The sequence below is a fragment of the Pseudomonas sp. EggHat1 genome, assembly GCF_014892995.1.
In the GTDB taxonomy this organism is placed as follows: domain Bacteria; phylum Pseudomonadota; class Gammaproteobacteria; order Pseudomonadales; family Pseudomonadaceae; genus Aquipseudomonas; species Aquipseudomonas chaetocerotis.
The window spans coordinates 37455-61328 of sequence record NZ_JACKQK010000003.1; the positions used below are offsets into that span (position 1 = coordinate 37455).

General features: G+C 63.2%; 25 protein-coding genes. 12 read left to right on the forward strand and 13 right to left on the reverse strand.

Annotated features, from left to right (window positions below; genetic code table 11):
• Positions 1 to 56 precede the first annotated feature (56 nt).
• From INS93_RS06545 to efp, 5 genes are all read left to right on the forward strand, one after another.
• A complete protein-coding gene (locus INS93_RS06545; protein ID WP_192980755.1) occupies positions 57 to 308 on the forward strand; it encodes a helix-turn-helix transcriptional regulator in 252 nt (83 codons plus the stop codon).
• Positions 308 to 1504 (forward strand): type II toxin-antitoxin system HipA family toxin, encoded by a 1197-nt coding sequence (locus INS93_RS06550; protein WP_192980756.1) that lies wholly within the window; start codon positions 308 to 310, stop codon positions 1502 to 1504. Before INS93_RS06545 ends, INS93_RS06550 begins: the two co-directional genes overlap by 1 nt.
• Before the next feature lie 344 nt (positions 1505 to 1848).
• The gene (locus tag INS93_RS06555) at positions 1849 to 2055 is read left to right on the forward strand and encodes a hypothetical protein (RefSeq protein WP_099523996.1); all 207 of its coding nucleotides are present in this window, start codon (positions 1849 to 1851) and stop codon (positions 2053 to 2055) included.
• Between the two features lie 108 nt (positions 2056 to 2163).
• Positions 2164 to 3306: an elongation factor P maturation arginine rhamnosyltransferase EarP gene (gene earP / locus INS93_RS06560; protein WP_192980757.1), complete on the forward strand. Its 1143-nt coding sequence runs from the start codon at positions 2164 to 2166 to the stop codon at positions 3304 to 3306.
• Between the two features lie 34 nt (positions 3307 to 3340).
• Positions 3341 to 3913: an elongation factor P gene (gene efp / locus INS93_RS06565; RefSeq protein WP_003460252.1), complete on the forward strand. Its 573-nt coding sequence runs from the start codon at positions 3341 to 3343 to the stop codon at positions 3911 to 3913.
• A 99-nt stretch (positions 3914 to 4012) separates the two neighbouring features.
• Here the strand turns inward: efp and INS93_RS06570 are convergent, their stop codons facing one another.
• On the reverse strand, positions 4013 to 4975 hold the full coding sequence (locus tag INS93_RS06570; protein ID WP_192980993.1) for a LysR family transcriptional regulator: 963 nt from the start codon (positions 4973 to 4975) through the stop codon (positions 4013 to 4015).
• Between the two features lie 100 nt (positions 4976 to 5075).
• Here INS93_RS06570 and INS93_RS06575 point away from each other — a divergent pair, with 100 nt between their 5' ends.
• A complete protein-coding gene (locus INS93_RS06575) occupies positions 5076 to 5843 on the forward strand; it encodes a sulfite exporter TauE/SafE family protein (protein ID WP_160018083.1) in 768 nt (255 codons plus the stop codon).
• Here the strand turns inward: INS93_RS06575 and INS93_RS06580 are convergent.
• Complete coding sequence (locus tag INS93_RS06580; protein ID WP_192980758.1) at positions 5838 to 6692, reverse strand: LysR family transcriptional regulator; 855 nt, start codon at positions 6690 to 6692, stop codon at positions 5838 to 5840. The two genes, INS93_RS06575 and INS93_RS06580, sit on opposite strands and share 6 nt — an antisense overlap.
• A gap of 97 nt (positions 6693 to 6789) precedes the next feature.
• On the opposite strand from INS93_RS06580, the gene INS93_RS06585 reads away from it, so the two are divergent.
• Genes INS93_RS06585 through INS93_RS06600 form a run of 4 tightly spaced genes read left to right on the forward strand, consistent with a single transcriptional unit; the run spans position 6790 to position 9664 of the window.
• Positions 6790 to 7014, forward strand: coding sequence for a DUF1127 domain-containing protein (locus INS93_RS06585; protein WP_192980759.1), 225 nt, complete (start codon positions 6790 to 6792; stop codon positions 7012 to 7014).
• 24 nt (positions 7015 to 7038) lie between these two features.
• The gene (locus tag INS93_RS06590; protein WP_192980760.1) at positions 7039 to 7983 is read left to right on the forward strand and encodes a DMT family transporter; all 945 of its coding nucleotides are present in this window, start codon (positions 7039 to 7041) and stop codon (positions 7981 to 7983) included.
• A 26-nt stretch (positions 7984 to 8009) separates the two neighbouring features.
• On the forward strand, positions 8010 to 8456 hold the full coding sequence (locus tag INS93_RS06595; RefSeq protein WP_192980761.1) for a DUF3291 domain-containing protein: 447 nt from the start codon (positions 8010 to 8012) through the stop codon (positions 8454 to 8456).
• 14 nt (positions 8457 to 8470) lie between these two features.
• Positions 8471 to 9664 carry a winged helix-turn-helix domain-containing protein gene (locus tag INS93_RS06600; RefSeq protein ID WP_192980762.1) on the forward strand — a complete coding sequence of 398 codons (1194 nt, stop codon included), beginning with the start codon at positions 8471 to 8473 and terminating at the stop codon, positions 9662 to 9664.
• Here INS93_RS06600 and INS93_RS06605 read toward each other — a convergent pair.
• The 8 genes from INS93_RS06605 to INS93_RS06640 all read right to left on the reverse strand — a co-directional run bounded on the left by INS93_RS06605 (position 9661) and on the right by INS93_RS06640 (position 18027).
• On the reverse strand, positions 9661 to 10050 hold the full coding sequence (locus INS93_RS06605) for a lysozyme inhibitor LprI family protein (protein WP_179527687.1): 390 nt from the start codon (positions 10048 to 10050) through the stop codon (positions 9661 to 9663). The genes INS93_RS06600 and INS93_RS06605 overlap by 4 nt on opposite strands.
• Before the next feature lie 51 nt (positions 10051 to 10101).
• Positions 10102 to 10857, reverse strand: coding sequence for a M48 family metalloprotease (locus INS93_RS06610; protein WP_192980763.1), 756 nt, complete (start codon positions 10855 to 10857; stop codon positions 10102 to 10104).
• A gap of 162 nt (positions 10858 to 11019) precedes the next feature.
• Positions 11020 to 12366 (reverse strand): class II 3-deoxy-7-phosphoheptulonate synthase, encoded by a 1347-nt coding sequence (locus INS93_RS06615; RefSeq protein ID WP_192980764.1) that lies wholly within the window; start codon positions 12364 to 12366, stop codon positions 11020 to 11022.
• A gap of 85 nt (positions 12367 to 12451) precedes the next feature.
• Positions 12452 to 14245: an N-acyl-D-amino-acid deacylase family protein gene (locus INS93_RS06620; protein WP_192980765.1), complete on the reverse strand. Its 1794-nt coding sequence runs from the start codon at positions 14243 to 14245 to the stop codon at positions 12452 to 12454.
• A complete protein-coding gene (locus INS93_RS06625) occupies positions 14242 to 14982 on the reverse strand; it encodes a sulfite exporter TauE/SafE family protein (protein ID WP_192980766.1) in 741 nt (246 codons plus the stop codon). Before INS93_RS06625 ends, INS93_RS06620 begins: the two co-directional genes overlap by 4 nt.
• Positions 14982 to 15764 (reverse strand): SDR family NAD(P)-dependent oxidoreductase, encoded by a 783-nt coding sequence (locus tag INS93_RS06630; protein ID WP_192980767.1) that lies wholly within the window; start codon positions 15762 to 15764, stop codon positions 14982 to 14984. Before INS93_RS06630 ends, INS93_RS06625 begins: the two co-directional genes overlap by 1 nt.
• Positions 15764 to 16702 (reverse strand): bile acid:sodium symporter family protein, encoded by a 939-nt coding sequence (locus INS93_RS06635; protein WP_192980768.1) that lies wholly within the window; start codon positions 16700 to 16702, stop codon positions 15764 to 15766. The genes INS93_RS06630 and INS93_RS06635 overlap by 1 nt, the downstream gene beginning before the upstream one ends.
• Positions 16699 to 18027, reverse strand: a complete 1329-nt coding sequence (locus INS93_RS06640) for a flavin-containing monooxygenase (RefSeq protein ID WP_192980769.1) — start codon at positions 18025 to 18027, stop codon at positions 16699 to 16701. Before INS93_RS06640 ends, INS93_RS06635 begins: the two co-directional genes overlap by 4 nt.
• 136 nt (positions 18028 to 18163) lie before the next feature.
• On the opposite strand from INS93_RS06640, the gene INS93_RS06645 reads away from it, so the two are divergent.
• Both INS93_RS06645 and INS93_RS06650 read left to right on the forward strand, forming a co-directional pair.
• Positions 18164 to 18943 (forward strand): spermidine synthase, encoded by a 780-nt coding sequence (locus tag INS93_RS06645; protein ID WP_192980770.1) that lies wholly within the window; start codon positions 18164 to 18166, stop codon positions 18941 to 18943.
• A 289-nt stretch (positions 18944 to 19232) separates the two neighbouring features.
• Positions 19233 to 20927 (forward strand): DEAD/DEAH box helicase, encoded by a 1695-nt coding sequence (locus INS93_RS06650; protein WP_192980771.1) that lies wholly within the window; start codon positions 19233 to 19235, stop codon positions 20925 to 20927.
• 87 nt (positions 20928 to 21014) lie between these two features.
• On the opposite strand, the gene INS93_RS06655 is transcribed toward INS93_RS06650, so the two are convergent.
• The 3 genes from INS93_RS06655 to INS93_RS06665 form a co-directional block, all read right to left on the reverse strand.
• The gene (locus tag INS93_RS06655) at positions 21015 to 21416 is read right to left on the reverse strand and encodes a transcriptional regulator (protein ID WP_192980772.1); all 402 of its coding nucleotides are present in this window, start codon (positions 21414 to 21416) and stop codon (positions 21015 to 21017) included.
• 141 nt (positions 21417 to 21557) lie between these two features.
• Positions 21558 to 22055: a DUF934 domain-containing protein gene (locus INS93_RS06660; RefSeq protein ID WP_192980773.1), complete on the reverse strand. Its 498-nt coding sequence runs from the start codon at positions 22053 to 22055 to the stop codon at positions 21558 to 21560.
• Positions 22039 to 23697, reverse strand: coding sequence for a nitrite/sulfite reductase (locus INS93_RS06665; protein ID WP_192980774.1), 1659 nt, complete (start codon positions 23695 to 23697; stop codon positions 22039 to 22041). Before INS93_RS06665 ends, INS93_RS06660 begins: the two co-directional genes overlap by 17 nt.
• Positions 23698 to 23874 lie beyond the last annotated feature (177 nt).

A 23874-nucleotide genomic window follows, 5' to 3' on the forward strand; every position in this document is an offset into this window, starting at 1 on the left:
TTCCCCATTGGTTCGGTATACGTTACATACAATATAAATTGTCGCGTATACAGAACATGGACTATTCCCTCATCACGCTGCGACTTGGTGAGCAGCTTCGGCAGCGCCGTCTGAATCGTGGGTTGACGCAGGCAGCGCTCGCTTCCCTAGCGGGCATCACCCGTCAGAAGGTTATCGCCATCGAGAAGGGCGACCTCTCGGTGGGAATGGTTGCCTACGCGCGGGTGCTGGCAGCCCTCGACTGTGAGCTCAACGTGGTGCCGGCAGCCATGCCCACGCTGGACGAAATCCATGGAGTATTCGACTGATGACGGCCGTGCTGCAGGTTGCAACGCCTGAGGGTGACAGTGGGAGGATTCTTGCCAGCGCCGGAGACTACCTCTTCCGCTACCACGAAAATATCGAGGCAAAGGCCGCGATCAGTTTGCTGATGCCGGTGCGCTTCGACGAATACCGCCATCGCGAGTTGCACCCAATCTTCCAGATGAACCTGCCGGAAGGCTACGTCCTGGAACAGTTGCGTAACCGCCTGGCCAAGGTGGCGAACGTTGACCCGATGTTGTTGCTGGCTCTATCTGGTAGCAGTTCGCCCATCGGACGGGTGGCAGTCAGCTCGCCACAAGTCGATGAGTTGCTGGCGCGCCAGCAGTTCCCTGGAGAAAAGCTGGAGGAAATCCTTGCCTGGGACGGCGCAGAAGATATTTTTGCCGGCCTGGTGGATCGCTACATCCTGCGTGCAGGTATATCAGGTGTGCAGCCTAAGGTGCTGGTTCCAGAGCATCAGGATTCCACGCCACAGCGCTTCACCTCGAAAACCTCTGACCTGATCATCAAGAGCGGTCGGGATGAGTTTCCGGGGCTGGCGATCAACGAGTTCCTTTGCATGTCAGTGGCGAGGGAGGTGGGCATCGCTGTGCCGGAGTTCTACCTCTCCGACAACCGCAAGCTGTTTGTCATGCGCCGCTTCGATCGGGATCAGCAGCTCGACCCCATCGGGTTTGAGGACATGGCGGCATTGATGGGGCTGGCTGCAGAGCAAAAGTACAGTAAGAGCTATTCCGCCATCGCCAAGGCTATCCGTCTGTTCTGCCCACCCGAGCATATGCAGAGTTCACTGGCGCAGCTATTCGCGATCGTAACCTTGAGCTGCATAGTCGGTAACGGCGACGCCCATCTGAAAAACTTCGGGCTGCTGTATTCCGACCCCACTCGCCGCGATGCACGGCTCGCCCCGGCGTACGACATCGTCAACACCACCGCCTATATTCCAGGGGATGTACTGGCGCTGGACCTTGTGGGCAACAAATCGCTCTTCGCGTCGCGTCAAGGGCTGTTGGACTTCGCGCAAATCTGTGATGTGGTGCGGCCAGAAGAAATAATCCGTGGACAGCTGAGCGCGCTGGAGCAGGTAATGGCGCGCTCAGGTGAACTGGCCGAGCAAGCGCCGCATGTGGTCGCGGCAATCAGACAGTGCGCTGAGCCGTTCATGAAGACCTTTGGCTAGCATGCTGACAGTTCCGTTGCAGTGAATCGGAGACGACTCTCGGACTTGATCGAATAGCTGCAAGACCGAAGTTTTCGAGACGTGCTGTTTTCCAATTTCCCGCCCTCGTCACAATGACGAGTATCTGGATGTACTTCTGAGCCCTCAAGGCTTTACGGCCTTGAGGGCTTCTTTCCTTTCGTAGCCACTCTTGCCTGCCAGGCGCAGGGGCGCAGTCTGTGCCGGCGCCTGTGCTTCTGCCATTGGCAATATCCATGGTCACTATCGAGAGCACTGATTTCTGTCCGGCGAGGCATCGGCCTAATGTTGAGCCCAACAGAGCTTGAGTTGGATTGGAGGTCATGATGTCCCGTATCGATGTGGTTTCCCTGGTGGGTAGTGCCGTACCGGCTGAGCTCAGGTCCGACGGCCATATGGCTTGCTGGCTGGTGATGGTAGACGGCCAGCCCAAAGCCGGTCCCTTCGCTTCTCGTGAGGCTGCGCTGGCTTGCCAGGCGGTCTGGATGCTCAGCAGTGCCATTCGTCGTGAGGGCGACTCGCTGCTGGCCTGATTCACTGTTTTACCCCGCGCTCGCTCCAGCGCTCCCCTTGGCCCGCCTCTGGCGGGCTTTTTCTTGCTCGCTGGTTACAATGACGATCATTTTCTGAAGGGGCGCAGTGTGGCCAGGTGGGACATCTTCTGCAGCGTGGTGGACAACTACGGTGATATCGGCGTGACCTGGCGGCTGGCCCGGCAATTGGCGGCCGAGCAGGGGCATGCGGTGCGTCTGTGGGTCGACGAGCTGGGTGCCTTCGTACGCTTGTGCCCGGAAGCCAGTGTCGATGCCGAATGCCAACGCTGGAGCGGTGTCGAGGTACGCCGGTGGGCGGAGCCGTTCCCCCTGGTGGAGCCAGCCGAGGTGGTGATCGAGGCCTTCGCCTGTCAGTTGCCGCCTTCCTATATTGAGGCGATGGCGACCAGCGGTACGCGCCGTTTGTGGCTGAACCTGGAATACCTCAGTGCCGAGGATTGGGTCGCTGGTTGTCATGGCTTGCCATCGCCGCAGCCAGGAGGCCTGCAGAAATTCTTCTTCTTTCCTGGGTTCGTGGAGGGCACGGGCGGTTTGCTGCGCGAGGCCGATCTGCTGGCGCGGCGGCGCACCTTTCAAGCTGACGGGCAGGCGCAGCAGGCTTTCCTGCAGTCACTCGGCGTGGCACATGAAGCGGGGGCGCGGCTGATATCGCTGTTCGCCTACGAGAACGCAGGTCTGGCGGGATGGCTGGATGCACTGGCAGCCGATCCGCAGCCGACGCAACTGCTGGTGCCGCAGGGCAAGATTCTCGCTGACCTGCAGGTCTGGCTTGGCGGGGAGCTACTGGCGCCGGGTGATCACGGCCTGCGCGGTAATCTGCTGATCCATGTGCTGCCCTTCGTTGCCCAGGATGACTACGATCGCCTGCTGTGGTGCTGCGACTTCAATGCGGTACGCGGTGAGGATTCCTTCGTCCGCGCGCAATGGGCGGGGCGGCCGTTGCTCTGGCACATCTACCCGCAGGAGGAGCGGGCGCACTGGGACAAACTCGAGGCGTTTCTGGCGATTTATAACGCCGATCTGATGCCTGAAGCCGCTGCGGTTCAGGCTGAATCCTGGCGGGCATGGAATAGCGGTGAAGGGATGGAAACGGCCTGGCCTGCGCTTCTCGAGGCTTGGCCAGTACTGCAGCGACATGCCGAGCAGTGGTGCGATCAGCAGTCCGCTCGGGCGGATCTTGCCACGACGCTGGAACAGTTTTACCTAAATTGGCTATCATACGCGGCCTAGATTTCTGTACCTCCCGCATATTTCGGATATCCGCATGAAAACTGCACAAGAAATGAGAGTCAACAGCGTGGCCCTGATCGATGGCCAGCCGTGGCTGATCCAGAAGGCCGAGTTCACCAAGTCCGGTCGTAACAGCGCCATCGTCAAGATGAAGCTGAAGAACCTGCTCAACGGTTCCAAGACCGAGACCGTCTACAAAGCCGACGACAAGATGGAGCCGGTGATTCTCGAGCGCAAGGAAGTGAACCTGTCCTACATCAGCGGTGAGGACTACGTGTTCATGGACCCGGAGTACAACTCCTATGAGCTGCGTTCCGAAGATCTGGAAAGCGTTCTGCCGTTCATCGAAGAAGGCATGAGCGACGTTTGCGAAGCCGTGTTCTTCGAAGGCAAAGTGATCTCCGTTGACCTGCCGACCACCATCGTGCGTCAGGTTGTCTACACCGAGAACGCTGCTCGTGGCGACACCTCCGGCAAGGTCATGAAGCCTGCCAAGCTGCGTAACGGTACCGAAATCAAGGTTGCCGAGTTCGTCGACATCGACGACTGGATCGAGATCGACACCCGCGACGGTTCCTACAAGGGCCGTACCCAGGCGCCAGCCTGAGCTTGAGCTGCACGAGAAACCCGGCCTAGGTGCCGGGTTTTTTATGGCCGTCACGCGGCGGTTTTCGTGGTACGCGTGGCGTACCCTAGGGTCATGATCTTACTGCTGCGGGATGGCCAGGCTTGTCTGCAGCGCCTGGTCCCAGGGCGGCGGAAAGCCGAAGCGCTGCTTCAGGAAGCTCAGCAGCAAGCGCGTGCGTGGGCTGGCTTCGCGCTCCAGACGCAGGGCGTAGATGCTCACCGGCTCGATGGCCGGAAGGCCCTGTTCGCAGAACAGTGGGATCAGCTCGCCGCGCTGCAGGTGCTCACTGCTCATCCAGGTGGGCAGGTGGGCGATGCCAAGGCCGGCGAGGGCGCTGAACAGCAGGGTTTCGGCGTTGTTGCTGGTCTGCCTTAGGCGCTTGGGCTTGCACAGCTGCAGCTTGCCATCGACTTCGAAGCGCCAGGCGTAGGGTGGCGCCAGGCTGTCCCAGTCGAGGCCGTCGTGCTGTTCCAGCTCCAGCGGGCTGCGTGGGATGCCGCGTCGGCGCAGGTAGTCCGGGCTGGCGCAGACGATGCGAGTCATGGAAGCCAGGGGCGTGGCTACCAGGCGACTATCCGGCAGTGGGCCGATACGCACGACGATATCCACCTCGCCCAGGTGCTCGCCCTGCAGGTCGATGAAGCTGTCGATCAGGCGCAGTTGTACGTCCAGGCCAGGATTGGCGCGCAGGAACTCTGCAATCGCCGGGGCCAGGTGGCGCCTGCCGAAAGGCGAGGGGGCGTCGATGCGGATCAGGCCTTCGGGTGCGCTGCTCAGTGAGACCGCTTCGGCGCGCGCCAGGTGAAGCTCGGCGAGGATGCGCCTGGCGCGCTCGGCGAATGCCAGACCGGCCGGAGTAACGCGCACCGCGTGGGTCGTGCGGTTGAACAGGCTGCTGCCCATGGCGCGCTCCAGGGCGTCAATGCGCCGTGCCACTGCCGAAGGCGTGAGCGGATGGCGCCTGGCCGCAGCGGAGAAGCTGCCGGTTTCCAGTACGTCGAGAAAGAGTTCCAGTTGGTCGGTCAGTGCATCGGGGTTCATGGCAGCCTGTTTGTGCGGGGTAAGCAAAGCCATTGTGCGTTGCTGTGCGTTTCCGCGCTAGCCGCGACTGATTAACATGCGCCCACTGTCTGGAGGTGTCATGAATCTGTTCGACCTGTTGCTGAATCTGTTGCTGGGCCTGGGTCTGGGAACATTGGGCGGCTTGTTCGGCATCGGTGGTGGGCTGATCGCCATTCCGGTGCTGGGCATTGTCTTTGGGCTGGATCAGCAGCTCGCTCAGGGGACTGCACTGGTCATGGTGGTGCCGAACGTGATGCTGGCGATCTGGCGTTACCATCAGCGCAATCGCATCGATCTGCGCTATGCCCTGCTACTCGGCGTTACCAGCTTCTTCTGCGCCTGGCTGGCCTCGCTGTATGCGGTGGAGGTGGATTCGCGCACCATGCGCTGGGCCTTCGTCGGTTTTCTGCTGGCCCTGGCGGCCTACAACTTGCTGCGCATGCTGATGGCTCAGACGCCGGCCAGCGGTGAGCTGCGTCATCACTGGGGTTGGTTTGGCGTGCTGGGCGGGGTGTCCGGTGCGATGGGCGGGCTGTTTGGCGTGGGCGGCGCGGTGGTGGCGACGCCGGTGCTGACCAGTGTGTTCGGCACCACCCAGGTGGTGGCGCAGGGATTGTCGTTGTCGCTGGCGCTGCCCAGTACCGGGGTGACGCTGTTCACTTACGCGCTGCACGATCACGTCAACTGGTGGATGGGGGTGCCGCTGGCCATCGGTGGCCTGCTCAGCATCAGTTGGGGGGTGCGCCTGGCGCATTCGCTGCCGGAGCGTCTGCTGCGCAGCCTGTTCTGCGGCTTTCTGCTGCTCTGTGCGCTGCTGCTCGCGCTGGAGTCGGGTGGCCGCCTATAGGCGAAAACCTTCGACGATATGCTCGGCCAGGCACTCGGTAACCGGTGACTGGCTGCTTTCGTTGCGCAACAGCACGATACTGGTCAGTGGCAGCAGGGGCAGACCTTCGGCTTCGCCGAGAGTGCGCAGATCCGGCGTGATCAGGCTTTGCAGCTGCGCAGTGACCGCGAGGCCCGCGCGCACCACGGCGAACAGCGCCGACAGGCTGGGGCTGGTGTAGGCGATGCGGTAGGGACGACTCATCGCATCCAGCGCGTTGCAGGCCCATTCCCGGCAGAAGCAGTCGGCGTTGAACATGGCCAGCGGCATGGGGTTCTGTTCATGCGGGTCGAACCCCTGGGCCACGGCCCAGGCAAAGCGCTCCTGGCGCAGCAGTTGGCCGATCTCCTTGCCGGGCTGGCGGGTGACGATGGTCAGGTCCAGATCCTGGCGTAGCAGCAACTGGCCGGAGGGTTCGCAATGCACCTCCACCTGCACCAGCGGATAAGCCTGGGCAAAGCGCGAGAGAATCTCCGGCAGAAAACGCATCACGTAGTCGTCCGGCGTACCGATGCGCACGGCGCCGACCATGTGCGGTTCGCGCAAGGTGTTGAGCACCTCGCCATGCAGCTTGAGGATGCGCCGCGCGTAGCCCAGCAGCACCTGGCCCTCGGGCGTCAGCCTTACCTGGCGGCCATCGCGCTCGAACAGTGGGCGCTGTACCACGTCTTCCTCCAGCCGCTTCATCTGCATGCTCACGGCCGATTGTGTGCGGTTGACCGTTTCCGCGGCGCGGGTGAAACCACCGGTGTCGGCGATGGCAACGAAGCTGCGCAGCAATTCGGTATCAATACTGGGGTGGAAGGCCATTCATCAATCCTCGAGATGGATTCCATAAGAAACATTCGTTTGATTGATCTTAAGCGTAACCCGACACTGGCGCCAACCCCACAAGGAGGGCGAAAAGATGAAAGGTCAGAAAGGTTACGCGTTGGCTCAGGCCATCCACTTCGAACGTCTGCCATCACTGGCCGGTATGTGGCGTATGCTGCGGCGCTGGCGTCAACTGGCACGCGAACGGGGGCAACTGGCGCGGCTGGATGATGCTGCACTGAAGGATCTGGGGCTGTCCCGGGCCGATGCGTTGCAGGAGGCCGAACGGCCGTTCTGGGATGACCCGTTGAGAAAGTGAGTGACACATGACAGGAGTTGCTGAATGACCGCGGTACGCAAGGGCGCCGATTTTTTCCTGTTCCAACTGATGCTGCTGCTGTGCGCCATCTGGGGCAGCCAGCAGGTGGCGATCAAGCTGGCGGCGGACGATATCGCGCCCATGCTGCAGGTGGCGTTGCGCTCGGGCGTTGCCGCGCTAATGGTCGGCCTGCTGTTGCTGTGGCAGCGCGGTTGGCGCGAATGGGTCAGTTCAACTTGGCTGGCCGGGATCCTGGCCGGCGTATTGTTCGCGCTGGAGTTCTTCTTTATTGCGCTGGGCCTGCGCTACACCACGGCCTCGCACATGGCGGTATTCCTTTATACGGCGCCGATTTTCTCGGCGCTTGGCCTGCATCTGCTGTTACCCAGCGAGCGCTTGCGTCGCCTGCAGTGGCTGGGTATCGCGCTGTGTTTCGGCGGTGTGGTGATGGCCTTCGGTGTGGGCGGCAACTGGGCCCAGATCGATCGCAGCATGCTGCTCGGCGATGCGCTGGGGCTGTGCGCCGGCATGGCCTGGGGCGCGACCACGGTCGTCGTGCGAGGTTCGCGATTGTCCGAAGCGCCGGCCGGGTTGACGTTGCTCTATCAACTGGCGGTGGCGTTCGTGCTGCTGCTGACCTATGCGTTGGCGGTAGTCGACCTGTCCCAACTGCGCTGGACCCCGATTGCCATCGCCAGCATCCTGCTGCAGGGCGTGGTGGTGTCGTTCTTCACCTACCTGGCCTGGTTCTGGCTGCTGCGCCGCTACCTGGCCTCGAACATGGCGGTGTTCTCCTTCATGACCCCACTGTTTGGCGTCACCTTCGGCGTGCTGGTGCTGGACGAGCCGTTGACCCTGAACTTCATCATCGGCGCAGCGCTGGTGCTGTCGGGCATCACCCTGGTCAGCAGTGAGGCCTGGTTGCGTCGCCGTCTGGCCGGCTGGCGTGGTTTGCCACAGCAACCCTGATCATTCATCTGCATGGAGGCTGGAAATTGTCCGCTTATCACTTGGCCCAACTGAACATTGCCTGGATGAAGGCGCCGCTGGAGTCGCCAGAGATGGCTGACTTCGTCGCCAATCTGGAGCGTATCAACGCGCTGGCCGAAGGCTCGCCTGGCTATGTCTGGCGTTTGCAGGACGAGGCGGGTGACGCGACGGCGATCCGTCCGTTCGGTGACGAGGTGTTGGTCAATATGTCGCTCTGGCAGAACGTGAAGTCGCTCAGCGATTACGTCTATAAATCGGCGCATACCGAGATGCTCAAGCGCCGCCGCGAATGGTTCGAGCGTGTCGAACAGGCGCACCAGGTGCTGTGGTGGGTGCCAGCCGGGCATCGGCCGAGCGTGGTCGAAGCCGCCGAGCGCCTGGTGCATCTGCGCGAGCATGGCGCGACGGCACAGGCCTTCACCTTTCGCCACGCCTTCGCCGCGCCAGCCTGATAGGCTGAGTCGCCATGACGCTCTCACTTTCTCTCGCCGAAGCCCGCCGCCTGGCCCTGGCTGCCCAGGGGTTCGGTCGTACGCCACGCGGCGCCATAGGCCGCAAGCAGCTGCAGGCGCAGATCGAGCGCCTTGGTGTGTTGCAGATCGACTCGGTCAATGCCCTGGTGCGCTCGCACTACCTGCCGGCTTTTTCCCGTCTTGGTCATTACCAGGCCGAGCACCTCGATGAACTGGCCTGGGACCGGGCGCGGCGCAGGCGGCTGTTCGAATACTGGGGGCACGAAGCCTCGCTGATGCCACTCGAGCTTTATCCGCTGCTGCGCTGGCGAATGCGCCGGGCTGCGGATGGGCAGGGCATCTACAGCCAGCTGGCGAAGTTCGGTGTGGAGCGGCGCGATGCGATTGACAGCGTGCTGCAGGCCGTGCACGAGCGTGGTGCGCTGGGCGCCGGCAGCCTTTCCAAACGAACCGAAAAGGCTGGCCCTTGGTGGGACTGGAGCGCGGAAAAGATGGCGCTGGAATGGCTGTTCGCTGCAGGTCTGGTCACTGTTGCTGGGCGCCGCGGCTTCGAACGACTGTACGATCTGCCGGAGCGGGTCATTCCCGCGGATGTGCTGAATCACCCGGATCTGCATGAGGCCGAAGCGCAGCGCCGGCTGTTGCTGCGTTCTGCCGATGCCCTTGGCGTGGCGACCGAGCGCGATTTGCGCGACTACTACCGACTCGACGTCAGTGACAGCAAGCACCGTATCGCCGAACTGGTGGAGGCGGGCGAGCTGTTGCCCGTCGCGGTGCAGGGTTGGCGGCAGGTGGCCTACTGCCGGGGCGAGCCGCGCATTCCCCGGCGTGTTCGCCATAGTGCGTTGCTGTCGCCGTTCGATTCACTGATCTGGGAACGCGAGCGCACCGAGCGGCTGTTTGGTTTTCGCTATCGCCTGGAGATCTATACCCCGCAAGCCAAGCGCGTATATGGCTACTACGTGCTGCCGTTCCTGCATCACGAGCGCCTGCTGGCGCGGGTGGATCTGCGCAGCGAGCGCGTGGCCGGGCGCCTGGCAGTGCATGCCGTGCATCTGGAAGAGGCGGTGTTGGGCGAGGAGGCGCGCCTGGTACTGGGCGATTCGCTGCGCGCGCTGGCGCACTGGCTGGGCTTGGAAGAGGTGTGGCTGGCGCCGAGCGTCAGCCTGCGCGGGCTGCTGGGCTAGCCACCGTTCTCCAGCAGAAACTTCAATTCATCGACGCGCTGGATGTTCATCTGCATCGGGCAGGTGTAGTACATCGGTGAACCGACATGCTTGCCCTGCAGGTCGCACTGGCCGTTGCGGTAGATCAGCCAGGCCTTTTGCGTCGTTTCCAGTTGTTCGGCGTCCTGTGGCGCGTCTTCCTGCAGCTTCAGGAACAACTGCTGGTAAACGCGGTTCATCTCCTTCTTCACCGTTTCCGATACGCCTTCGGCGCAGCCGGCGACGCTGGCGTTGTTGATCATCCCGCTGGCATCCAGACAGGCCTGGTACTGCTGGTCGTAATCGGCCCAGGCAGCGAGTGGCAGCAGCCCAATGAGCGGCAGCAGGGCGTTGCGCAGTATCGACATGACAATCCCCCAATGAAACAGGGGCTGCGCTGCAGCCCCTGAACCTGATGCTTACTTGGTAGCCAGGCGGGTGCGCATGTTGGCGGCGCGGTCGCTGGAGCCCGGGTGCGAGTCGAACATGCTGCTTTCGCCGCCGCCCAGTTTGGCCAGCTTCTCGAACGCGGTGACCAGGCCATCGCGCGGGATGTTGCGCTGGCTCAGCAGGTCGAAGGAGAAGTTGTCGGCGGCGTTTTCCTGGCTTTGCGAGAACTGGGCATTGACCAGTTGCTCACCCAGAGCGCCGAGCTGCGAGGTGGACAGGGCAGCTAGGGTGCCGTTGCCCGAAGCAGCTGCGGCATTGCGCGCGGCGGTGGTGGCGTAAGCGGTCTGCATGGCCTTCTTGCTGTGGCCGAGGGCTACGTGGCCGATCTCGTGGCCGAGCACGCCTTCCACTTCGTTGTCGGTCATCAGGTCCATCAGGCCGCTGTAGACGCGCACGCAACCGTTGGCCATGGCCCAGGCGTTGACCTCATCGGCCTGATACACCTTGTAGGTGATCGGCGTGCCGTTGATCTGATGGCCGAGGTTGTTGGCGATCTTGTCCAGACGCTTGCTGTACGGACTGTTCGGGCCGGCGATATTGGCTTCGGCATCCATTTCGGCGCAGGCCTGGTCGGACATGCTGCGTACTTCGGCGTCGCTGAGGGTCGCGGCCTGCACGGCCATCAGGCCCGATTGCAGCATGGCGTCGGGAGACATGTTCTGGCAGCCGGTCAGCAGAACGGCGCTGGACAGGGCGAAAGCGGAGAGGGTGGTGCGCAGTTGCATGGTTCATCGTCCTTGTTGGGGGTGTTGGCCGCGAGTCCTTTCCGGCTGGGTAGCGTCTTTGGCACCTGCACGGTGCTCGCGATGGAGCGGCATTATGCCGGATAGCGCACAGAAGATGTGCGAGCCCGTTCGCGCCCTGGCCAGTGGCCAGGGCGCGGAGGATCAGTGGCGTACCTGCTTCAGCGTTTCGGCGATCATGAAGGCCAGCTCCAGGGACTGGTCAGCGTTCATGCGCGGGTCGCAGTGGGTGTGGTAACGGTCGGACAGGCCGTCCTCGGTGATCGGGCGCGAGCCGCCAATGCACTCGGTGACGTTCTGCCCGGTCATTTCGATATGGATGCCGCCGGCATAGGTGCCCTCGGCCTGATGCACGGCGAAGAACTGCCGGACTTCGCTGAGAATCTGCGCGAAATCGCGGGTCTTGTAGCCGCTGCTGGCCTTGATGGTGTTGCCGTGCATGGGGTCGGAACTCCACAGCACCTGGCGACCTTCTGCCTTGACCTTGCGCAGCAGACGCGGGAAGTGCGCTTCGACCTTGTCCGCGCCCATGCGCACGATCAGGTTGAGGCGCCCCGGATCGTTGTCCGGGTTGAGCGTGTCAATCAGGCGGATCAGCTCGTCCGGGTCCATGCTCGGGCCGACCTTGACGCCGATGGGGTTCTCGATGCCACGCATGAACTCGATGTGAGCGTCGTCCAGCTGGCGGGTGCGGTCGCCGATCCACAGCATGTGCGCGGAGCAGTCGTACCAGCGGCCGGTAAGGCTGTCGCGACGCACAAAGGCTTCTTCGTAATTCAGCAGCAGCGCCTCGTGGGCGGTGAAGAAGCTGGTTTCACGCAGCTGCGGGGCGCCGTCCATGCCCACGGCACGCATGAAGGCCAGGGTTTCGTCGATACGGCCGGCGAGCTGCTGGTATTTCTCGGCCAGCGCCGAGTTGGCGATGAAGTCGAGGTTCCACTGGTGCACCTGGTGCAGGTCGGCGAACCCGCCCTGAGCGAAGGCACGCAGCAGGTTGAGGCTGGCGGTGGCCTGGTGGTAGGCCTGCAGCAGACGCTCCGGGTCGGGTACGCGGCTGGTGGCGTCGAAACCGATGCCGTTGACGATGTCGCCCCGGTAAGCGGGCAGGGTGACGCCATCGATGGTTTCGCTGCCGGACGAGCGCGGCTTGGCGAACTGGCCGGCCATGCGCCCGACCTTGACCACTGGGCAGCCCGCAGCGAAGGTCATGACGATGGCCATCTGCAGCAGCACCTTGAAGGTGTCGCGAATCTTCGCGGCGGAAAACTCGGCGAAGCTCTCGGCGCAGTCGCCGCCCTGCAGCAGGAAGGCGCGGCCCTGGGTGACCTCGGCGAACTGGCGACGCAGCTCGCGCGCCTCGCCAGCGAACACCAGCGGCGGATAGCCGGCCAGGGTTTGTTCGACGCGAGTCAGGTGCGCGGCATCAGGGTATTCAGGCTGCTGCTGGATGGGCTTGGCCCTCCAGCTTTCGGGGCTCCAGGCGTTCGACATGCGGCGTCTCTAGCGGTTGATCAGGCGAAGGCGCATGGTAACCGATAAGCCCCAGGGCTCGTACGTGTATTGGCGCTGCTGCGGCTCATGACGCAGCGGCGGGCTCCAGGTCGCACGCCGGCAGTTGTCGCGGCGAGACATCGCGCGCCGGCAGGAAGTGTCCGTAGCGCTGTGCCTTGCCGAGATCATCCGGGTATTCCAGACCACGGCGATAGGCGATGCGGCCGTTGATCACCGTCAGTGCGACCGCAGCATCGTTGCGTTTGACCACCCGCACCAGGCCGAGCACCTCCATCGGTGCTTCATGCAGTTCGTCCAGCCTGTCGTCGAGGCCTTGCGGGTTGATGACGACCAGGTCGGCACGATCGCCGACGCGCAGGTAGCCGGCATCGACACCGATGAAGTCGGCCAGCTCGCCACTGCATCGGCGCACCGCCTTGCCCAGTTCCATGAAAGATTCGCCAGCCAGGTCGGCATCGCGCACGTACTTGAGAAAACGCAGCGGGAAGTTGTACTGGGCGATGGAGCGCAGGTGCGCGCCTGAGTCGGCGAAGCCAGGGTGCGTCCAGGGGCTGGCCAACAGCTTGCGCATGATCGCCTCACGCTGGTTGCCGTAGCAGGTCGTCCACTTCAGCGCCTCGCGGTACTGGCAGGCCAGCTCGAAGTAGGCGTCTACCGCATCCAGGCCGCGTGCCTGACCCAGTTGTCTGAAATTCTTGCCGACCAGGCTAGCGTCCGGGCATTCGGTCACCCAGCAGTCGGAGAAGTCGCGGTGCCAAAGGCCCTTGGTCAGTACGGCCTTGACCTGCTTCTTGAACAGGGCGCGGAACGCCGGCTCCCTGACCTTGGCGTAGAGCTCATCCGGGTCCTTGATGTTGCGCAGGATCTCGCCGGCACCGAACTCCTCGAAGGCATTCACGTTGAGCCCTTCCAGGCGCAGGGTGAAGGGCGCCGGCAGGGTCTGCCAGCGGAAGTGGCCGCGCAGCGCTCGGTTCGCCAGCCAGCCGGAGAGCCGGGTAAAGCGGTGCAGCAGCGGCTGCGATTTGAGATCCAGCGCCGTGAGCATTGTGCATTTCAGCGGTTTCCTGAACCAGCCGTGGGCCTGCCAGAGGAAGGCGAATACGTTGACCTTGGTCACCGCATTCGGTGCGCCCTGCAGCACGGCGCCGCGCCGCCGAAGTACGGCGAACAGGCGGGAAAACTCCTTCCAGCTGGCGAAGGTCGACGGCAACGGGCTGGACCAGGCGCGGTCGCCGTCCATCTTGTCCAGGCGCGTGGTCATCACTGACAGGCCAATACACCCGGCGTCCAGCGCCTCTTCGAGCAACTGCTCCATGCGCGCGAGTTCGGCTTCGCTGGGCGTTACCCGGCTGGTGGCGCGCTCCAGGCCCATCACCGCCACGCGCAGTTCGGAATGGCCGAGGAAGGAATTGACGTTCGGGCCCAGCGGCAACTGGTCGTAGAAGGCGCGATAGCCGGCGGCGTCGCGCCAGGTTTTCTTTTCCTTGAGGATTGGCAGCACGTAGTCTCGCGGCACCGCTTCGACGCGGGTGAACAGGTCGGAGCAGTCTTCGGCGTCGGCCAGCACCATGCTGATGGAGCAGGAGCCGATGGTTACGCTGGTGACACCATGGCGCACCGACTCCTTCAGTGCTGGTGCGGCGATCACCTCGGCATCGTAGTGCGAGTGGATCTCCAGAAAACCAGGGGTGACCCATTGGCCTTGGGCGTCGATCACCTCGGGACAGTCGGTGGCGTCCAGCGGGCTGAGGCTGAGCACCTCGACCTTGCCGTTACGGATACCGATATGACGGATTGCCCCCGGCGCGCCAGTGCCGTCGAAGTACAGGCCGTTGTTGATGATGATGTCGTAGCTCATGGCAGTCTCCAGGGCGCCAGCAGCAGGATGCCGGTGACCAACAGCAGGATGTAGATGGCGAGGCGGAAATGACGCTCGTCGAAGCGCCGGTGCAGGCGTTCGCCCAACCACACCCCGAGCAGCAGCAACGGCATGTAGGTGAGCACCTGGGGCAGCGCCGGCAGCAGGCGGCCGTCGAGCAGAAAGGCGAGGGTGAGCAGGCTGTTGAGGGTGAACCAGACAGTGACCAGAGTGGCGCGCAGTCGCGCCTTGTCCAGCTGGGTGCCGGCCAGGCCGTAGACCAACAACGGGCCACCCGAGGCGAACAGGCCGTGGCTGAGGCCGGCGCCCAGGGTGATGACGCGAGTCAGCCAAACCGGGCGTTTCGGCAGTGCGCTCGCCCGGCGCAGGCGCCACAGCTCGCGGCCGGCGAACCAGATTATCAGCACACCGAAGCCGACCTTCAGCGCCTGGGTGTCCAGATAAGGCAGCAGCCAATAGCCGAGTAACGTGCCGATGAGCATGCCAGGCAGCAGGGTGCCAAGCAGCAGGCGGCGGTCGATCTGCTGCCAGTGGCGATGCACCAGATAGCCGGTCATGCAGATGTTCAGCGGCACCAGGATTGGCAACAGCTGATCGATGGGCAGCAGCAATGCGCCGAGCGACAGCGCGATGACCACGCTGCCGAAGCCGGTGACGGCTTCCAGGGTGTAGGCCAGCAGAATGAAGCCGCCGAGGGCGTAGGGCGCCAGGGCCATCAGCTGATCTCCCCGGCGAAGCGCTGGCTCATCTTGCGGTGGTACAGCGCCGGTGCCAGGCGCCAGAGCAGGCTCGCCAGCCAACTGCCGCGGTCCGGGAACAGGCGCTCGCGGCGCTGCTGCAGTGCATCGAGAATCAGACTGGCCATCCAGTCGGCGCCGCGAATCTTGCCAATGGTCGAACGGGCATGCCCGGCCGGTTTGCCGTCGCCGCCCAGGGCATTGCGGTCGATGGGGGTATCGAGAAAGCTCGGATAGACCATCAGCAGGCCGATACCGTCACGGGCGATCTCGGCGCGCAGCACCTCGAAGGCCTGGCCCAGGGCGCTCTTCGCAGCGCAGTATCCGGCGCGGCCGAGCACCGGCATCCAGCCGGCCATGGAGCCGATGGCGACCACCTGGCCGCTGCTTTCACGCAACAAGGGCAGGGCGGCCAGGGTCAGTTCCAGCGGCGCGTGATAATCCACCGCCATGATCTTGCGAAACACCGCTGGGTCGGTGCGCAGCGTAGGCGAGCGGTGAGTGATGCCGGCGTTGTTGATCAGCACGTCCAGCCGGCCGAAGCGCTGCCGGCATCCATCGAGCAGACGCTCATGCAGCTCGGGTTCGGTGATATCGCCAGCAAGGGCCAATACGCGTTCGCTGCCCAGTTCATTGGCGCGAGCCGTGAGACCATTGGCGTCGATGTCGGTGAGCAACAGTGCATCGCCACGGGCGTGACAGGCGCGTGCCAGTTGCCAGCCGAGGCCGCTGGCGGCGCCGGTAATCAGGACTACGCGCATCATCGTTCTCCAGCGTTGGGCAAAGGCGTCAGCAACGCGTCGACTGCAGGCGGTCTGCGTGACCACAGCCAGGCCAGGCTCAGACCGGATACCAGGTGCCAGCAACCCCAGAACGCCGCGATCAGCAACATGCCACTGGCCTGCGGGAAGAAGGTGAAGATGATCACCAGGCCCAGCGCCGAATTCTGGATGCCCACTTCCAGTGTCAGGGCGCGGCGGTCGGCTACCGGCAGCCCGCTCAGGCGTGCGCTGAGGTAACCAATGCTCAGTGCCAGGGCGTTGTGCGCCACCACCAACCAGAAGAACAGATGGAAATGTCGGGTGAACTGCTCGAGGTTGCGGCTGAACGCCAGCGCGACGAAACCGAGCATTACCAGCAAGGCGAACAGACGCAGGGGCTTTTCCGCGTTCAGCGTCAGTTGCGGGAAGCGCCGGCCGATCCACATGCCAGCCAGCAGAGGCAGGCCGAGTACCAGCAGCACGAGCAGCAACAAACTCAGCGGGTCCAGTTCGATCTGCGTCAGCAAGGGCCGCGTGTGGGGATTGAGCCAGGCGTACAGCGCGAAGTTGAGCGGTGTCAGTACGCTGGCGACGACGCTGGAAACGGCGGTCATGCTCACCGACAGCGCGACGTTGCCGCGCGCCATCCAGGTCATGATGTTGGAGAAGCTGCCGCCCGGGCAGGCGGCGATCAGGGTCATGCCCAGCGCCAGTTGCGGCTCGATGGCCAGAGCCCAGCAGGCCAGGCAGGTCAGTGCCGGCAGCAGCACGAATTGCGCCAGCATGCCAATCACCGGGGCCTTGGGCGCGCGGACGATGCGGCGGAAGTCTTCGGCGCGCAGGTCCAGTGAAACGCCGAACATCATCAACGCGACGATCAGGTTGATCAGCACCAGGCTGCTGGGATCGAAGGCGATATTCACCTGTTCCATGCTCATGCCCCCTGCGCAGCGAATGCGCCGTCGTTGGCCAGCTCACGGCGCAGGGCGGCGCTGTGTTCGGCTATGCGTCTACGATAGCTGTCCTTGTGCACGTAATAGGCCATGCGCTCCAGCTGCAGGTAGCGATAGCCGCCGTCCAGGCGCTGGCTGGCTTGAGCACGAATGGTCTGGCGCAGGACCTGAGCAGCGGGGCTGCCAGTCTGCGACTGACGGATATACAGCGCCACCAGCTCCGCCTGCTCGTCACGACCCTGCCAGCCCAGGCCGGAGGCCTCGACCATGCCGAGCATGAACAGGTCGTCGTGCTCGGGGTGGAAGACGTTGAGATACAGCTGTGGTGCACCGGCATCTTGCGGCCAGTTCAACTCGTCGCGGGCGATGAAGGGGTAGTCGAGCTTGTAGCCGGTGGCCATGAGGATCAGGTCGTACTCGGCCTGTTCACCATTGGCAAAGGTCACGCTTTGCCCGTTCACCGCTGTGACATCGCCCCGAGGGCGGATGTCGCCATGGCCGATATGGTGCAGCACCAGCGAGTTCATCACCGGATGCGACTCGTACAGGCGGTAGTCCGGGTCGGGCAGACCGTACTGCGAAGGTTTGCCGACCAGCGCGCGCACCAGCAGACCGTCAACCAGCTGTTTGAGACAGCGCGGTAGCCTGATCGCGCCGCCGAAGGTGTCGGTGGGTTTGCCGAGGATGAATTTGGGCAGGAAGTGATAGCCACGGCGCACCGAGAGGTCGACCGAGGCGGCGCGATGCACGGCATCGATGGCGATATCGCAGGCGGAGTTGCCGCAGCCGACCACCAGCACCCGTTTGCCGGCGAAGATATCCGCGCTCCTGTAAGCACTGGAGTGCAGCAGCTCGCCGGAAAAGTCGCCAGGCAGGTGCGGCAGGTTGGGCGTATGCAGGGTGCCATTGGCGATCAGCACACCGTCGAAACGCCATTCGCGTTGCTCGCCGTTGCACTCGCTGATCAGTTTCCAGCCGTGTTGCTCGCGTTGCACCTGCAGCACACGGGTATCGAACTGATAATGCTCATAGAGACGAAACTGCCTGGCGTAGTCGCGAAAGTAGCGGCGCATCTCGCTGTGGTGCGGGTAGGGCGCTACCTCGGCGCGCATGGGGAATTCGCGAAACTCGGTGGTGCCCTTGGAGGAAATCAGGTGCGCTGATTGGTACATGCTGCTGTGCGGGTTATCGATATCCCACAAGCCGCCGACGTCGCTGTGCAGCTCGAAGCCAATGAAATTGATGCCGTGTTTTTTCAATTGCCGGGCCGTGCACAGGCCCATGGGGCCGGCACCTATGATGGCGTACATGGCGAACCTCGTTATTGTTATGAGTAGCAGCGCAAGTGATGGAATTATTGCGTGACCGGGGGCGGCCGCTTCAATGACAATCGGCGCCTTTAGCCCGGTTCTTGTGGTACGGGATGTCACTGTGGGAGAGGTATCGATGCCAGGGTTGCCGCCAGACGACGAGTTGCAGCAGCAGGAAGAGGTTCTGCTGGCCGAGGTGCGCGACGCATTCGGGGTGATCCGTGTAGTGCAGATCGGCGCCTACCGCTTTCTCGAGTTTGGTGATGCCATCGAACAGAGTTGCGTGTTCCAGGGCGATCCCAGTTGGCTGGAATACGACTACACCCGCGCCATGTTGCTGGGCGCGCTGTGCCACGATGCGCCGGAAACCGCACTGTTCCTGGGTCTTGGCGCCGGCAACCTGACCCAGGCCTGCCTGAAGTTCCTGCCGCTGGAGGACGTCGAGGCCATCGAACTGCGCCCGGACGTACCGCGCCTGGCCATGGAGTTTCTCGGCCTGGACGATGACCCACGGCTGACCATTCGCATCGGCGATGCCACCGAGCTGCTCGACAGCGCGGAAACCGCCGACCTGATCTTTCTCGATCTGTACACCGACCAGGGGCCGGGCGTCGGGCATCTGGCCTGGCGGTTTCTCGAGCGCTGCCGCGAGAAACTCAACCCGGGCGGCTGGCTGATCATCAATCAATGGGCAGGCAACGACGGCAAGCCGCTGGGTGCTGCGCTGCTGCGTGGCCTCTATCACAGGCACTATTGGGAGTGCCCGGTGAAGGAGGGCAACGTGGTGCTGCTGATCCCCGCCGAACTCGAACAGCGCTTGAACATGGGGCGCCTGCAGATGCGTGCTGGCGAGCTGGCGCCGCGCCTGGGGTACTCGCTACAACCGCTGATCGAAGCGCTGCGCCCGGCCACTTGATGCGCCGTTGAGCGGTTGGATGCGTGCCAATCGATAAAAACCAGCACCCGAGTCAGGATTTTCCGGTATAGTTCGCGCCGGCCAATTTTCTGGCCACGTTCAGGTAGTGCAACTCGCCCGGGAAATTAACACCCGGCAGCCAGTCCCCAGCGGACTATCCTTGACGATTCACTTTCATCACGTTTTCGCAAATCCCCGCCGACCAGGCTGCCAGGGTGACCCACAAGGTCTTACACGGCATGCGCAGCTTTGGAACATGGGTCTTTGCGGATGCACTTGAGGCAGACCCATGACCCAGGAAATCGGCGGCTTCGCCGCGCTCGGACTTCACTCCAATATTCTCGCCGCTCTGACCGCCGTTGGTTACGAAGAGCCGTCTCCGATCCAGTCGCAGGCCATTCCGGTGATCCTCGCCGGCCAGGACATGATCGGCCAGGCCCAGACCGGCACCGGCAAGACCGCAGCGTTCGCGTTGCCGATCCTGTCGAAAATCGACCCGGCCAAGCGTGAGCCACAGGCGCTGATTCTGGCGCCAACCCGCGAGCTGGCCCTGCAGGTCGCCACCGCGTTTGAAACCTATTCCAAGCAGATGCCTGGCCTCAATGTGGTCGCCGTCTACGGCGGCGCGCCGATGGGTCCGCAGCTCAAGGCCATTCGCCAGGGCGCTCAGGTCATCGTCGCCACGCCTGGTCGCCTGGTCGACCACCTGCGTCGCGACGAGAAAGTGCTGTCGACCATCCAGTACCTGGTACTCGACGAAGCAGACGAAATGCTCAAGCTGGGCTTCATGGATGACCTCGAAGTGATCTTCGAAGCCATGCCGGAAAGCCGCCAGAGTGTGCTGTTCTCCGCCACGCTGCCGCACTCGATTCGCGCCATTGCCGAGAAGCACCTGCGTGAGCCGCAACACATCAAGATCGCTGCCAAGACTCAGACCGTCTCGCGCATCGAGCAGGCGCATCTGATGATCCACGCCGACCAGAAGACCAACGCCGTGTTGCGTCTGCTGGAAGTCGAGGATTTCGACGCGCTGATCGCCTTCGTGCGTACCAAACAAGCCACCCTGGATCTGGCCAGTGCCCTGGAAGCCAAAGGCTACAAGGCCGCGGCGCTGAACGGTGATATCGCCCAGAACCAGCGTGAGCGCGTGATCGAATCGCTCAAGGATGGCCGCCTGGACATCGTCGTGGCGACCGACGTGGCTGCTCGTGGTATCGACGTACCGCGCATCACCCACGTTTTCAACGTCGACATGCCGTACGATCCCGAGTCCTACGTACACCGTATCGGTCGTACCGGTCGCGCCGGTCGTGATGGCCGTGCGCTGCTGCTGGTGACACCGCGTGAGCGTCGCATGCTGCAGGTGATCGAGCGCGTCACCGGGCAGAAGGTCGGTGAGGTCAAACTGCCGAACGGCCAGCAGGTTCTCGATGCCCGCATCAAGAAACTGACCAACAGTCTGGCGCCGCTGGTGGCCGATGCCGAAGCCAGTCATGGCGATCTGCTCGACCGCCTGACCGCCGATATCGGCTGCAGCCCGCGCGCCCTGGCCGCTGCGCTGCTGAAAAAGGCCACCAACGGCCAGGCCCTGGATCTGGCCACTGTCGAGCGCGAGCAGCCGCTGGTGCCGGGCGCTGGCGGTGCTCCGCGTGAGCGTCGTGAGCGCGACGGCGACCGTGGTGCTGATCGTGGTGGTGAGCGCAGCGAATATCGCGAGCGCCGTGCGCCGGTACCGCTGACCGAAGGTCGCGTGCGCTGCCGCACTGCACTGGGGACGCGCGACGGTATCGCCGCGAAGAATCTGCTTGGCGCTATCCTCAACGAGGGTGGTCTGGCTCGCGAAGCGATCGGTCGTATCCAGATCCGCGAAACCTTCAGCCTGGTCGAACTGCCGGAAGACGGCCTGGACCGTCTGCTGGGCAAGCTGAAAGACACCCGTGTGGCCGGCAAGGCACTGAAGCTGCGTCGCTACCGCGAGGATTGATCCGCCAGGCCTTGTGCCTTGCTTCAGGATCAGCAAAACGCCGCGCCCCTTGTAAGGGCGCGGCGTTTTTGTTTATGCGCTACCTACTCAGCTGGTTTCGCCGAGATTGGCCCTGGGCGCCAGGCGGTCGAACACTTCGGGCGTCAATGCTGCTTCACCCACTTCGTCGAGCACTGCACGTGGTCGCTCACTGCCAGGGATGCTGCTGTCGAGCATGCCCAGCAGCTGCGCGCCGCGAGCGGTGAGCACGAAGTTTTCACCGTTGCCACCTTCGTCTTCCGGGCGCGGCTCGATGAAGCCATTCTTCAGCAGGCGCGCTTCGTAGCGAGTGGCCTCGGCGCGCAGATGATCGAGATTGTCCACGGGGTCGCCGGCACTCTCATGCTCATCGGCCAGGTCTTCGGCGTAGCGACGCGGGGCGAAGGGCTTGCCAGCGGAGTTCTGTGCCTCGTGCAGCAGGCGTTCGATCAGGTCCCAGTCGTGCTTCATGGCGCTCTCTCCCTATGCGATGGGCTTATAGAGTCCGACTTCAGCAACGCACTACGGTTCGACCTGAATTCTGCGAGCGGAGTACACAAAGCAAAACGCCCCGAACCAGTCGGGGCGTTTTGGGGGTTTCAGCCGCCGTGATCAGGCGCGGCGACGGAACAGCGGTTGCGGCTGATCGGCCGAAGCCTGGTAAACCTCGCTGTAGTCCTCGAAGGCTTTCAGCGCGTCGTACGGGTCTTTGTCCGCACGCACGGCGAAGGCATCGAAACCGACACGCTTGAGGGCGAACAGCTGGTCGCGCAGCACGTCGCCAATGGCGCGTACTTCGCCCTTGTAGCCGTAGCGGGTGCGTAGCAGGTAGGCGGTAGAGGAGTGACGGCCGTCGGTGAAGGCCGGGAACTCCAGGGCGATGACCTGGAAATGCGCCAGGTCATCGGCGATCTCCTCGATCTCGTCACCGGCTTCCAGCCATACGCCGAGGCCGCCGTCACGGACCTTGAGGGCGTGCGCATGCTCGCGCCACAGGGCCAGCGGGACGATGATGTCGTCGCAGTTGGGGATGACGTCCAGGGTCACGTCCTTGGCCAGCAGGTGCCAGGTCTCGTCGACCACCTGACCGTTCTTAATGATTCGCTGCATAGACGCGCTCCTTGAACGGATCGATACCGACGCGACGGTAGGTATCGAGGAAGCTTTCTTCTTCGGTGCGTTGCTCGACGTAGACCTTGATGATCTTGTCGATCACGTCGGCCATGTCCGCTTCGGCGAAGGATGGGCCGAGGATCTGCGCCAGGCTGGCGTCACGGCCGGCGCTGCCGCCGAGCGATACCTGATAGAACTCCTGGCCTTTCTTGTCGACGCCGAGAATGCCGATATGGCCGACGTGGTGGTGACCGCAGGCGTTCATGCAGCCGGAGATGTTCAGATCGATATTGCCGATGTCGAACAGGTAGTCGAGATCGTCAAAACGACGCTGAATGGCTTCGGCGATCGGGATTGACTTGGCGTTGGCCAGCGAGCAGAAGTCGCCGCCCGGGCAGCAGATGATGTCGGTCAGCAGGCCTACGTTCGGCGTGGCGAAGCCTTGCTCGCGCAGCTCGCCCCACAGGGCCAGCAGCTGACGCTGCTCGACGTCGGCGAGGATGATGTTCTGGTTGTGGCTGTTGCGCACTTCACCGAAGGAATAACGATCGGCCAGGTCGGCGATGGCGTCCAGCTGCTTGTCGGTGACGTCGCCCGGCGCTACGCCGGTGGGCTTGAGCGACAGGGTCACGGCAACGTAGCCAGGCTTCTTGTGGGCGAAGGTGTTGCGCTCGCGCCAGCGGGCGAAGCCGGGATGTTCGGCATTCTGCTGGGCGAGCAGGGCGTCTTCCTCCTGCAGGGGCAGATAGGCCGGATCGACGAAGTGCGCGGCAACGCGGGCGACTTCGGCTTCGGTCAGGGTGCTCGGGCCATCCTTGAGGTGCGCCCACTCGGCGTCCACACGCTGGGCGAACACCTCGGGAGTCAGTGCCTTGACCAGAATCTTGATGCGCGCCTTGTACTTGTTATCGCGACGGCCATAGCGGTTGTACACGCGCAGGATGGCGTCGAGATAGCTGATCAGGTGCTGCCAGGGCAGAAATTCGTTGATGAAGCTGCCGACGATCGGGGTACGACCCAGGCCGCCGCCGACGGAAACGCGGAAGCCCAGCTCGCCGGCTTCGTTCTTCACCGCTTCCAGGCCGATGTCATGCACTTCGATGGCGGCACGGTCGCTCACGGCACCGTTGACGGCGATCTTGAATTTGCGCGGCAGGTGCGAGAACTCGGGGTGGAAGGTCGACCACTGACGGATGATTTCGCACCAGGGGCGCGGATCGACGATCTCGTCCTTGGCCACGCCGGCAAACTGGTCGGTGGTGGTGTTGCGGATGCAGTTGCCGCTGGTCTGGATGGCGTGCATCTGCACGGTGGCCAGCTCGGCAAGAATCTCCGGCACGTCTTCGAGCTCCGGCCAGTTGTACTGGACGTTCTGCCGGGTGCTGATATGGGCATAACCCTTGTCGTAGTCGCGGGCGATGCGCGCGAGTACGCGAACCTGGGCGGACGACAGCAGGCCGTAGGGCACGGCGACGCGCAGCATGGGCGCGTAACGCTGGATATACAGACCGTTCTGCAGGCGCAGCGGACGGAATTCCTCGCCGCTCAGCTCTCCGGCGAGGTAGCGGCGGGTTTGATCGCGGAACTGCTTGACGCGATCCTCGACGATCTGTTGATCGTACTGGTCATAAACGTACATGAAGGGTCCTGTTTTCAGGCTACTTACTGCCAATCAGCGCGCACGGCCGCGCACTCCCGAGGAGCCGGGGCACGATACCAGCTCAGGTTTATGCGTAAAAGTGATGTTTGAATATATAAACCTAGGTTTAAGGAATAAGACTGCCCTAGAGCATAACCATATGGTTTGAGCGATGGC